Source organism: Clostridioides sp. ES-S-0054-01 (genome assembly GCA_021561035.1).
GTDB lineage: Bacteria > Bacillota > Clostridia > Peptostreptococcales > Peptostreptococcaceae > Clostridioides.
In genome coordinates, this window is sequence record CP067346.1 from 2,085,377 (window position 1) to 2,097,937 (window position 12,561).

A 12,561-nucleotide genomic window follows, 5' to 3' on the forward strand; every position below is an offset into this window, starting at 1 on the left:
TATAAGTAAATTTCATAATATTATAATAACTACTTATTAAATATCTTTCAACAGGTATGACATAACTGGTTGTTTAACATGTAAAACTAGCCTAAAATTTTATAAGTAATTATTTATTCATTGCCATAAAAACTTTTTCAGGTGTAATAGGAAGTGTATTTATTCTCACACCACTTCCATTAAACACAGCTTCTTGTATCGCTGGTAAAGGTGTATTTATAACAACTTCTCCAACAGATTTAGCACCAAATGGCCCTGTTGGCTCATAAGTTTCAACAAAATCTACTTTAACATTTCCAATATCACATCTAGCTGGAATCTTATATTGCATAAATGTATTTGTATCCATGCTTCCTTTTTCTGTATATCTAACTTCTTCAAATAATGCCATTCCAATCCCTTGAACAATTCCACCTTCAACTTGTATCTTAGCTAGATTTTTATTTATAACTGTTCCACAATCTACTACAGCCACATAATTTACTAAATCAACTTTCCCAGTTTCTTTGTCAATTTCAGTTTCTGCAAAACCGGCTATAAAAGGTGGTGGCGATACAGGGCTACCATGAGAAGCAATACCTATCAATTGATTAGTATCTGGTCCGATTGTAGAATCTACTGCTATATCAAATAGTAACGTACTACCTTTTTTACTAGTTAACTTTGCACCATCAAATTCTACTTCATCCTTATCAACACCTAGTTTAGTTGCTCCAGCAGAAATTATTTTTTCTCTTAAATCTTGAGCTGCCTTAACTACTGCCATACCTGTTACATAAGTAGTGCTTGAAGCATATGAACCTGGGTCATATGGAACTAAGTCAGTATCAGCTGATATAACTGTTATATTTTCAATACTTGTCTCAAGAACTTCAGCAGCCATTTGAGCTAAAATTGTATCACTTCCTGTACCCATATCGGTAGAACCTATCATAAGTGTATAATCTCCACAGTCATTCAATTTTATTTCAGCTGAAGACTTATCAAGTCCTTCTATACCAGAACCTTGCATAGTAATTGCCATACCTACACTTCTAACTTTTCCATTCTCAAGATGTTTACAAGGATATTTTTCATTCCATCCAATAAGCTCTTTGCCTTTATTTATACATTTTACTAAATCTACACTATTTAAAGTTTTCCCATATGCAAATGTAGTTTCACCTTGTGTTACCACATTTTTTAACCTTAAATCAGTTGGGTCCATTTTTAATTTATCAGCAAGCATATTTATAGTTGATTCAACAGCAAAACATCCTTGAGATGCTCCATACCCTCTAAGTGCTCCCGCTGGCATCTTATTAGTATACACTACATCTGCAATAAATCTTGTTGCTTCAACTTTATTGTACATTGGTAAAGTTTTTTCTCCAACCAAACCAATAGTTGTAGATGCATGCTCTCCATATGCTCCTGTATCAGAAAGTGCATTTATATCTATAGCTTTTATTATTCCATCATTAGTAGCACCTAACCTAACCTTTAATCTCATTGCATGTCTACTTGTTGAACAATTAAAAGTTTCTTTTCTATCATAAATTATTTTAGCTGGTTTACCTGTTTTTAAAGTTACAATTGCCGAAAAAATCTCAACACATGCCGTTTGTTTACCACCAAACCCGCCACCAATTCTAGGTTTTATAACCCTAATTTTACTAGCTGGTAGCTCTAAAGCACGAGATAAATGTCTTTTCACATGAAATGGTATTTGAGTTGAACTTACTACAACCAATCTTCCAGTATGGTCTAAATAATTGTACGCTCTATACGTTTCCATCATTGCATGTGCTTGAGCTTGAGTATAATAAGTTTCTTCAATCACTATATCACAATTACTTAATACTTTTTCCACATCTCCTTTTGTATAATCATGATGTGATACTATATTCTTTTCTCTTTGCATACCTATATCAAAGTTACAATGTCTATCTTCATCATGTACCACAACTTTATTTCCTATTGCCTCTTCAAAATCCAAAACAGGTGTAAGTACTTCATATTTTACTTTGATAAGATTCATGGCTTTAATTGCAGTCTTTTCATCTACAGCTGCTACTATGGCTACTTCATCACCTACATATCTTACAACATCTTCAAGAATTAATCTATCATATGGAGATGGCTCTGGATACGTCTGACCAGCAAGTGTGAATCTAGATTTTGGTACATCTTTATATGTTAAAATACATTCAACACCATCAACCATTTCTGCCCTTGATGTATCTATATCTTTTATCTTTGCATAAGCGTGAGGACTTCTAAGTATCTTTACTATCAAAGCATCTTTTGCCGATAAATCATCTGTATATACAGGTTTTCCTGTTGTGATACTCATTCCGTCTATTTTTTTGATTCCTTTTCCAACTATATTCATATTCTATTTTACCTCCAGATAAGTTTTGATAGCTCTTAACTGTCCCATATACCCTGTACATCTACATAGATTTCCTGTAAGATAATGCTTTATTTCTTCATCTGTAGGATTTTCAAGTTCATCCTTCATTGCAAGTACAGTAAGTATAAAACCAGGAGAACAGAAACCACATTGCTCAGCTCCCTCTTTTACCAAAACTTCACTAAATTCTTTAACTTCATTTTCTAAACCTTCAATTGTAGTTATTTCTTTATTTAAAGCTCTCAATGTCAATGTTGCACAAGATAATGTAGGTTTCTTGTCAATTAAAACTGTACAGAGACCACAACATCCTGTGTCACAACCTCTTTTCACACTTAAATTACCAACTTTTCTCAAAGTATCAACCAAATATTCTTCTGGTTCTATATCGACACTTTTTTTCTTCCCATTTATATTAATCTTCACTAACATTAAATAACCTCCATTATAGCTCTTTTTAAAAGTACTTTACTCATAGCTTTTCTATAATCCCTAGATGCTCTCATATTAGAACCAAAAGTTAATTCTTCTGATGCTATTTCTACTGCTTTATCTATATTAATTTCGTTGATTTCATTATTAGATAGAAATTCACTAGCTTGTTTTGCAATCGTAGCTTTCTGAGGTCTTGCTCCTACACATAACTTAAATTGTTTCATGTTTTTTGATACAGATACATTTAAGATTGGATAATCACTCTTTGCATTTCTAAGTGATTTATAAGAAGCACTCTTATTTGTCTTCTTTATGTATATCTTAATAAGTAAATCTTTCTCATAATCTCTATTTAGAAACTCTTCAAGACTAATTCTTCCAGTCTTATATAATTCTACTTCCGTATCCAATGAAAGCAATGCTACTATCAAGTCAGAAAAACCATATTTAGAAAATACTGTTGCACCAACTGTTACTACATTTCTAAACTGAATACCTATTATATCTTTAACTGAATCTTCTATTATTCTTCCAAAATTATTTTTTATTACCAAACTTGTTTCTAATGCTCTAAAAGTAGTCATAGAGCCAATCTCAACATAATCTTCATCTTCTTTTATATAATCTAAGTTTAAGTTAGATAATTCTATTCCTGTTCCTATTCTTTTTTTCCCCATTCTTAAAAAAGCACTTCCACCAATCACCTGATTAGTTTTTCTTTTATTTAAAATTGAGTACGCTTCTTCTACTGTATCTGGTTGTACAATATCCATAACCGTAAACATAAATTTCCTCCCTTATTTGCTATTCTTATTTTAAATACAACTAATTATATCATAGCTTCAACAAATTTTGATAATAAATATGTTTAATATGTAAATTCTGTAAATTACTTATACATAAAAAAGGACTATTTCAATAATTATCATTAGACAATATTAAAATAGCCATTAATATTTATTATTTAAAGCAAAATCTTAAAAAGTTGATACTTTTTCACTTATATTTATCACTTCTTCTTCTAATAATCCAAGTTTTTTAGCTACCAATTTTGTAGTGCTTCCTTGTATTACTAATGTAATTAGTATAGTCATGAATACTACTGATGAAATTACTTCATATCCAGGAACTTTCATTGCTGAAATAATACCACAAAGTGCTGCTGGTATTACACCAGTTTCCCTTACCCACATCATAAATAATATTTCACTTTTACTCCACTTTGCTTCTCTATCTACAAGTGTACAAACTAAAACGCAAAGTGGTCTTGCTATGAACATTAAGACTAATACTGTAATTACAGAAGGTATAAAATATTTACCTAATTGAGCTAAATTAACTTGGCTACCCAATATTATAAATATTGCCATACGACAAATAGTACCTAAAGTTTCAGCAACATAAAAATCTGCATCATAAGATTTTTGGCTTAACCAAATTTTAAAGTTTTTCTTATTACCAGTTATTATACCTACAATAAAGCAAGACATATATCCACTTCCACCTAATTTTGTAGATAATTCATACGCAACTACAACTGAAATAACAGATATTATTGGTGCAAAATCTTTGAATATTCCATAAGGTTTATCATTAACCAATTTCAAAAGCAGTATTCCTGTAATTAAACCAACTACAACTCCGACAATAACCATTGTCCCCAATTCATAAACATTTTCACTTAATGAAAATTTATTTGATAAAATTACAGCTAACACTGCTGATGTTAGTATAGCTCCTGTTGCATCATTAAAAGCTGACTCACTTATTACAGTTTGCTTTACCCTATCCTTTATCCTTACCTGATTAAATATAGGTACAAGAGTAGCTGGGTCTGTTGATGCTATTATAGTTCCTGCTAATAAAGCAGTCATTGTGCTTATTCCAAAAGTAAATCCTATCACTTGTTGCATTATAAAAGCAGATATCACAACTCCTAAAGTAGCTAGTAAGAATACAGATATCTTTACATTTCTCAACACTTTTAAACTTATTTCTTTTCCTCCTAAATATAAAATAAATGCAGAACCAAATGTAAGTATTAGTTGATTTTCTATTTGAAAACCACGAATATCTATAAATTTTAAAAAGGATGGTCCTATTAAAATACCTACAAGTAAAAATAGCACTACATCTGGAACTTTTATTATTTCACTAAGTTTACTACAAATTATTCCAGTTATACTTACAATAGCAAAAATTATCAATAAATTATTACTAGCAATTGTGTGTATAGATGATTCCATGTCAGTCTCTCCTCCCAATATGCATACATTATGCAATATACTTATTGTTTTCCTATATAATTATAGCACACAAATAAATGTTATCAATCATATTTTTTAGCATATGCAATTTACCCTTCATTTTTGACAATTAAATAACGCTTATATAATTTTGCTATTTTTTACTAGTAATTAAAAGGTTGATTTTGTCAAGTTTATAGTATATATATATTAATATTATTTATATTCATATCTTTTTTAGATATTTTTCGACTTTTTCTTCTATTAAAATAAGTTTAAATTTAACAATAATACATTTCATTATATATATTTTTTAAAATGTACTATTTTCAATATTTTCATTAACTTGGTCGATTCATTTTTTTCTTATCTATTCTATATCCAAGCATATTTCCTATATTTTTACTTGGATGTAACTCTTGAGCTATTTCAAGTTTATTATCAGTACTTTGTTTTATTTTAGAAATCCTACTTTGTTTTTCATTTTTTTTATCTTGTTTCATGCTTTCTCCTTCCAAAACAATATAAATTTTTCTATTTATTACTTATTATTTCAAATTTCTATAATTTTAATCAAAAAAGGGAAATATCTTAATATAATACAGCTTATCTAACACTATATTTATATATAGAATTTCCCTAATTATTTTGTTAATTCAATTTTCAATAACTTCATCTAAATTAGAATTTATTTTATCTTCCTTTTTCCAAGAATTTAATGTATAATGCGTCCTAAATGTAAATATCCCTGAAATTATTAATATAAAATAGTATACAAACCCACTATATAGGAGTACTGAATACCCCAATAATTCTTTTGGAATTACATTGGAGAACATAGTAAAAAATGTAACCTCATTAGCCCCAACATTTCCTGGTGTTGGAACTGGTGATATTGCCATATATAAAAACACCTGTAGTGTCATTACATGTATATATGATATTCCTTTTAAATTTGAAGCTTTATAAACACAATAGACTATACTAAAATACGCTATTAATTGTAACATAGTAAGTAATATACTTAAAACTAGAACTCTCACATTTTTAATAAATATTTTTATAGAATAATTATAATCATCAACATAATGATTTACTCTGTCACGTTTTGAATCTAAAAATTTAAAGGTTTTAAATTTAGATAAAAAATTAATCAAAACTTCTGCTACCATTTTTACTTGTTTTGGACTAAATACTATTAGTAGTCCACCTAACAACATACTTACATTCATAATCATTCCAACAGTTATCAAAACTCTTACAGAATGTACTTGAGCCATTAGCAATGACTTATTTAGCAAAATTAAAATTCCACAAAATGCGGTAACTGTACTTTGAAATACTACAGTCTTATTAGTAACTATAGCCACTGATTTGCTAAGACTCACATCATATTTTGTAAGTGCATATATTTGCATTGGTTGACTTCCAGATGCAAATGGAGTAACTAAGTTATAGTAAAATCCCATTGTAGCCATTTTAATACCAATAAATTTTACTTTTGTTTTTTGAACTGCATTTATTATCAAATTAGTTACAACAGCTTCAATTAGCATATATACTATAATTATTAATATACCAAGGAATATATAATTTTTATTTACTTGTCTTATAACTTTAGGTATTAGTTTTACATCTAAAGTAGTTAATACTAAATAAGTAGTAATACATATCAAAAATAGTAAAAATCCATATTGAATAAAATCTTTCTCTCTTTTGGATAATTTTCTCATTTATTTTCTCCTAAATTTTTTCATATCACTATACATAGTATACTACTTAACATATTCTTTGCAATACTAAAAAAATAAGTCTTTATTTGACATAAATACATCTATAAATCTTTAAATATTTTTACTCCTTTAGTAGAAATAATTCTCCATATCATAAAATCTAATATTAATGTAAGTATACTTACTAAAATAATATATATATTTAAAAACGAAATTCCAAGTAATATATATATACCTCCAAGTATAACTACATAAGCTAATGATACTAATATTGTAATTATCATACTTGCACTTCTCTTTACCACAGCCACTTCATTTTTCCAATCAAGATTTGGATATAATAAATTTAATAATAATCCCATCAAGGCTATAAACATTGAAAAACTTATAAGTAAACAGATTGATACAATAATAAACTGAATTCCAAAGTCTAGTCTTATAGATACTAATATTAAACATAAAATAGATAATGGTGCATTCAATAAAAAATTCATCAATATTTTTGACCAAAATATTTCTCTTTCATCTATTGGAGAAGATTTCAGTATCCATAAATTTTTTCCTTCAAGAGAAATTGAACAGTATGTTGTACAATTCATTACTATTATAAGGAAGAATACTCCTAATAATTGTATTTTTATAAAATTAAAATCTATATTCAATTTTAGTAACTCACCGATTTTATCTACTCCAAATAATAATATTAAAACTGTACCTACTATCAAAAATAACAGACTGGCAGATGAATTTAAAAGGTATATAAATGAAGAAGTATATCTCTTAAATTCCTTTTTCAATAGGGCTTTTGAAGGTCTTGAAGTTTTTTGACTCTTAAACTCATAACTTTTTGACTTATATCCTTCACTCATCCTAGCATTTATATTTTTAAATTTTTTTGCAAATAGAGTTACAAACATAAAAAATGGTATTATCGAAATTGCTATAAATATTAAAAATGAAACTACACTTCCTGTTTTAAGAGCATCAACAAAATAATATATAGGTGGATATATTTTTCTAATCGACTCTAAAATAGACACACTATTCTTTAACATCTCAACTGATATAGAATTAAGTCTTGACATGAGTAGAGTATAAAGCAACATCAATATAATACTACCTATGATTAATACTAAATTTTTGTATTTTATTTTTGATGATATCTGTCCTATAAATATAAAAATTATTGATGAAGCAACTATTGGTAATAGTGGTAAAGCTAAAAATAGCAATATCAAATAAGGGAAATAGGTTATACTTACATCAGAATTTAAAAAGTAAACCACTGCTGGTATAATCATACATATTGAAGAAAATAAATAGTTTGCTCCAACCAACATTAATATCTTACTTGCTAGTACTGTAGATTCTTTTATAGGTAAACTATTCAAAATGTCTAAATCTTTTGCTTGAAATAGATATGATGATGTTTTATATAATGATGTAACAATAGTTGTTAGTGTCGATAATCCAAAACCAAATATCAGTAGCATTTCCGTCTGATTTGTTTGCTTTAAGATATCAACTAAAGAAAGACTTAAACTCGTTACATAAAAAATTAATAACCCTGCTATGATAAAAGCTGAAAGTATCATTCCCATTATTTTTTGTTTTTCTCTATCATCAGCTTTTTTTAATGCATTTAATTTAAATTCATTTATTATATTAGTTTTTATTAATATACTTAGATTGCTCATATTTTATCATTCCTCACTTTAGACACTATATTGTATAAAAAACATTTTATTTTTCTATTAATTCCATAAAGATACTTTCAAGTGAATTACTTCCCTTAACTTCTTCTGTAGTTCCATAAGCAATTATATTTCCATCTTTTATTATGGCAATCTTATCACAAATTTTCTCAGCAACTTCTAAAACGTGTGTTGAGAAAAATATACAACCACCTTTGTCACAAAATTCCCTCATAATTTCCTTCAATATGAATGAAGCTTTTGGGTCAAGACCTACAAAAGGTTCATCAAGAATTAAAATTTTCGGGCTGTGTACCAAAGCCGAAATTATAGCTAATTTTTGTTTCATACCATGTGAATATGAAGATATTAAATCTCCTAATGCTTTATTAAGTTCAAACTTATTTGAGTAATATTTTATTAAATTTTCTCTTTTATCTTTAGCAACTTCAAATATATCTGCTATAAAATTAAGATATTGTATGCCAGTTAGTGATTCGTATAAGTCTGGATTATCAGGTATATATGCCATTTCCTTTTTACATTCAACAGGCTGTTTTTTTATAGATTTAGAATTTATTAGTATCTCTCCCTCTTCAAAATCGTGTATCCCAACAATTGCTTTAATAGTAGTAGTTTTACCTGCTCCATTATGACCTATAAATCCAAAAAGTTCTCCATCATTTACATCAAATGAGATGCTATTTACTACTTTTTTATTTTTATATGATTTAGATACATTGATTACCTTTAACATAATTTCCCTCCATATTATAGTTTTGATATTTGTTATATATAATATATAACAAATATCAAATAATTACAACTTTTATTTGTTTCTTTTAAAAATTTATAAAATACAAAGTTATCAGAAATATAAAGCTAAAAAACACAAACCAACTGGTAGAACTTATTATTAATTCTTAGCCACCAAGAATCCCCTTGTTTTAGCTATGGGGAGTGTGTCAAACATAATTATAAAAGAATATATAGTTCAATTTGCCTAAACAATGTATAATAAAAAATAGTTGACTATAATTATTAAATATAAGGAGCAAAATATGAATACATTTGAACAGCTAAAAATAAGTTCCACTCTAATAGATGGACTTAAAAAACAAGACATAACTTCTCCAACAGAAGTTCAGTCACTTGTTATAGGAAATATAATGCAAAATAAGGATTTATTGATTAATTCACAGACTGGAACAGGAAAAACACTAGCGTACCTTTTACCTATATTTGAAAAAATTGATACATCAAAAAGAGAAACACAAGCTCTTATACTTGCACCTACGCATGAATTAGTAATGCAGATTACAAATCAAGTTGAATTGTTGGCTAAAAATGCAGAAATCTCTGTTACTTCTTTAGCTTTAATTGGAGAGGTCAATATACAAAAACAAATAAAAAATATAAAAGCAGTAAAACCACACATAGTAATTGGCTCTTGTGGAAGAGTTTTAGACTTGATAAAACAAAAGAAGTTAAAATCACATAATATAAAAACCATTGTTTTAGATGAAGTGGACAATCTATTGAATGGAAAAAACATAACTTGTATAGAAGACATAATAAAAACTACATTAAGAGATAGACAAATTATAGGCTGTTCTGCAAGTCTTACTGATAGCACTATAAAAATTTGTGATAAACTTATGAAAGAATTTGAAATAATAAAAACAATGGAAAAATCACAAATAAATCCTAACATAAGTCACTCATATTTATTAGGTGATATAAGGGATAAGTTTACTTTTCTTAGAAAAACATTATCTGCTACAAATCCAAAAAGAGCTATCGTATTTGTAAATAATGAAAAAAATATAGAAGTTCTAGTATCAAAACTAAATTATCATAATTACAAAGCAATAGGAATTTTTGGAAACATGGCAAAAGAAGATAGGAAAAATGCAATAAATAAATTTAAACTTGGGAAAGCAAAGATTTTAATTACAACTGATTTATCTGCTCGTGGACTTGACATAGTAGATGTAAGTCATGTTTTTAACTTGGATTTTCCAAAAAGTAAAAACGAATATCTGCATAGATGCGGTCGAACTGCTAGAGGAAATCGAAATGGTAACACAATCTCAATAATAACAAAAAAAGAATTAGACATTATAAAAGATTTACAAAAAGAATTCAATATAACAATCACACCTAAAGCTTTACAAAATGGAAAACTAATAGACATTATTAAATAATATAACAAATACGAAAGAGCTGTAATTTATCATTAAAATAGATTAGAAATTACAGCTCTTTACTTTATATTAAATTAAAATTTTAAATAATATCTATTATAATAGCCAAAGTTTTATTATAAATAGTATAGCCAGAACAATCATTACCATAGAAACATGTTTTTTATCTTCTGCCTTTTTAGTTCCAAATATATTATAAAATACATTTACGAAAACATAAGTTAATATACCTAAAGTTAAACCATCACCTATACTATATGTTAATGCCATACAAGCAATAGTAACAAAAGCTGGAACACCTTCAGTTATATTATCAAACTCTATGTCCTTAACTGTACCAAGCATTAAGTATCCAACATATATTAAAGCTGGAGCTGTAGCACATGATGGAATTGCTATAAATACAGGAGAGAAAAACATTGCAGCTAAGAACAAAATTCCAACTGTTACTGCTGTCCATCCAGTTCTTCCACCTGCGATAACTCCTGTTGAACTCTCAACATAAGTTGTAACTGTAGATACTCCAAGTCCTGCACCAACTGTAGTTGCAACTGCATCTGTAAGTAAAGCTCTACCTACATTAGGAACATTCCCTTTTTCATCTAGCATGTTTGCTTTAGAACAAACACCTACTAATGTACCTACTGTATCAAAAAAATCAACAAATAAAAATGTGCAAACTACTACTAAAAAACCACCTATGTTTGTTGGATGTAGTACATATCCTAAATCTATTTTACCTGCTATTGGTGCTAAACTTTCAAATTTAAATATTCCACCAGGTAAATATATACCTAATTTTTGTGCATACTCTGGATTCATAAAAGCAAATGCCCAAGCAAGTAATGAACTTACTACTATTCCAAAAAGTATAGAACCTTTAACTCTTTTTTTATCTAATACAGCAATAATTATTAATCCTATACAAGTTATTATTACTGCTGGTGTAAATTTACCCATTTTAATAAGAGTGGCTTGGTCTCCAATGACAATTCCGCTATTAACTAAACCTATAAGTGCAATAAATATCCCAATACCACCTGTAACAGCTAGTTTCATATTTCTTGGTATTGCATTTACAACAGCCTCACGAACTCCACTTACTGATAATACTATAAAAATAATACCTTCTACAAATACTGCTGTAAGAGCTACTCCCCAAGGAACACCCATTTGTAAAACTACTGTATATGCAAAAAATGCATTAAGACCCATACCCGATGCTAAAGCAAAAGGAAGGTTGGCAACTACACCCATTAAAATACATCCAAATGCTGCTGCTAAACATGTACCTGTAACAAGTGCACCTGCTGGCATACCTGTTTCAGACAAAATATTTGGATTTACAGCTATTATATAAGCCATAGTTAAAAAAGTAGTTACTCCTGCAATTACTTCCTTCTTCATGTCAACATTTTTATTAGTTAAAATTGGAAAAAGTTTCTGCATAGTACTACTGTTTGTTGTTTGCATAACAACACCTCCTATTAAATTTTACAAAAAACGGCACAGTAGTTGATAAGCTGAGCCGTATCCTTCATGATTCAGTTAATTAAATATTTAATTAACTGAATTATAGTATACATAGTCAGAATATTTACGGTATTCCGGTAGAAACTTATGACCCATATTGTCAAAATTATATGTTATACAATAAAAAACATGATTTTTATTTACGAATATTATTTTAATTTATATAGTTAATTTTGTCAATATATACGTATATATTATATTGATTTCGTATTAATATTCGATTATATTAAACATTGATTTACTCAATTCAAATTATAATTATATTCTTTACATTTTTAAAAAATATATTATGCTTTGATACAATTTATTTATAGTTTG

10 protein-coding genes and 1 riboswitch are annotated in these 12,561 nt (G+C 27.9%); of the genes, 1 reads left to right on the top strand and 9 read right to left on the bottom strand.

Going from position 1 to position 12,561, the window contains the following annotated elements; all coding sequences use genetic code 11:
- Positions 1–109: 109 nt before the first annotated feature.
- The 8 genes from JJC02_10010 to JJC02_10045 all read right to left on the bottom strand — a co-directional run bounded on the left by JJC02_10010 (position 110) and on the right by JJC02_10045 (position 9,260).
- The gene (locus JJC02_10010; protein UDN53247.1) at positions 110–2,374 is read right to left on the bottom strand and encodes a molybdopterin-dependent oxidoreductase; all 2,265 of its coding nucleotides are present in this window, start codon (positions 2,372–2,374) and stop codon (positions 110–112) included.
- 3 nt (positions 2,375–2,377) lie between these two features.
- A complete protein-coding gene (locus JJC02_10015) occupies positions 2,378–2,827 on the bottom strand; it encodes a 2Fe-2S iron-sulfur cluster binding domain-containing protein (protein UDN53248.1) in 450 nt (149 codons plus the stop codon).
- Complete coding sequence (locus JJC02_10020) at positions 2,827–3,615, bottom strand: FAD binding domain-containing protein (protein ID UDN53249.1); 789 nt, start codon at positions 3,613–3,615, stop codon at positions 2,827–2,829. Before JJC02_10020 ends, JJC02_10015 begins: the two co-directional genes overlap by 1 nt.
- 192 nt (positions 3,616–3,807) lie before the next feature.
- A complete protein-coding gene (locus tag JJC02_10025) occupies positions 3,808–5,076 on the bottom strand; it encodes a cation:proton antiporter (protein ID UDN53250.1) in 1,269 nt (422 codons plus the stop codon).
- Positions 5,077–5,417: 341 nt separating this feature from the next.
- Positions 5,418–5,579: a DNA polymerase III gene (locus JJC02_10030; GenBank protein ID UDN53251.1), complete on the bottom strand. Its 162-nt coding sequence runs from the start codon at positions 5,577–5,579 to the stop codon at positions 5,418–5,420.
- A 153-nt stretch (positions 5,580–5,732) separates the two neighbouring features.
- Positions 5,733–6,809 carry a flippase-like domain-containing protein gene (locus JJC02_10035; protein ID UDN53252.1) on the bottom strand — a complete coding sequence of 359 codons (1,077 nt, stop codon included), beginning with the start codon at positions 6,807–6,809 and terminating at the stop codon, positions 5,733–5,735.
- 101 nt (positions 6,810–6,910) lie between these two features.
- Entirely contained in the window at positions 6,911–8,506 is a 1,596-nt protein-coding gene (locus tag JJC02_10040; protein ID UDN53253.1) for an ABC transporter permease, read from the bottom strand.
- 46 nt (positions 8,507–8,552) lie between these two features.
- Entirely contained in the window at positions 8,553–9,260 is a 708-nt protein-coding gene (locus JJC02_10045) for an ABC transporter ATP-binding protein (GenBank protein UDN53254.1), read from the bottom strand.
- 304 nt (positions 9,261–9,564) lie between these two features.
- Between JJC02_10045 and JJC02_10050 the strand changes: the two genes are divergently transcribed.
- Complete coding sequence (locus tag JJC02_10050; protein UDN53255.1) at positions 9,565–10,710, top strand: DEAD/DEAH box helicase; 1,146 nt, start codon at positions 9,565–9,567, stop codon at positions 10,708–10,710.
- Between the two features lie 96 nt (positions 10,711–10,806).
- Here the strand turns inward: JJC02_10050 and JJC02_10055 are convergent, their stop codons facing one another.
- Entirely contained in the window at positions 10,807–12,183 is a 1,377-nt protein-coding gene (locus tag JJC02_10055; protein UDN53256.1) for an NCS2 family permease, read from the bottom strand.
- A gap of 92 nt (positions 12,184–12,275) precedes the next feature.
- A riboswitch (purine riboswitch) is annotated at positions 12,276–12,378 on the bottom strand.
- Positions 12,379–12,561: the final 183 nt, after the last annotated feature.

Coding starts and splice junctions, on each gene's coding strand:
- JJC02_10045 (UDN53254.1), bottom strand. CDS start 9,260: ATGTTAAAGGTAATCAATGTATCTAAATCATATAAAAATAAAAAAGTA.
- JJC02_10020 (UDN53249.1), bottom strand. CDS start 3,615: ATGTTTACGGTTATGGATATTGTACAACCAGATACAGTAGAAGAAGCG.
- JJC02_10040 (UDN53253.1), bottom strand. CDS start 8,506: ATGAGCAATCTAAGTATATTAATAAAAACTAATATAATAAATGAATTT.
- JJC02_10050 (UDN53255.1), top strand. CDS start 9,565: ATGAATACATTTGAACAGCTAAAAATAAGTTCCACTCTAATAGATGGA.
- JJC02_10035 (UDN53252.1), bottom strand. CDS start 6,809: ATGAGAAAATTATCCAAAAGAGAGAAAGATTTTATTCAATATGGATTT.
- JJC02_10015 (UDN53248.1), bottom strand. CDS start 2,827: ATGTTAGTGAAGATTAATATAAATGGGAAGAAAAAAAGTGTCGATATA.
- JJC02_10030 (UDN53251.1), bottom strand. CDS start 5,579: ATGAAACAAGATAAAAAAAATGAAAAACAAAGTAGGATTTCTAAAATA.
- JJC02_10055 (UDN53256.1), bottom strand. CDS start 12,183: ATGCAAACAACAAACAGTAGTACTATGCAGAAACTTTTTCCAATTTTA.
- JJC02_10010 (UDN53247.1), bottom strand. CDS start 2,374: ATGAATATAGTTGGAAAAGGAATCAAAAAAATAGACGGAATGAGTATC.
- JJC02_10025 (UDN53250.1), bottom strand. CDS start 5,076: ATGGAATCATCTATACACACAATTGCTAGTAATAATTTATTGATAATT.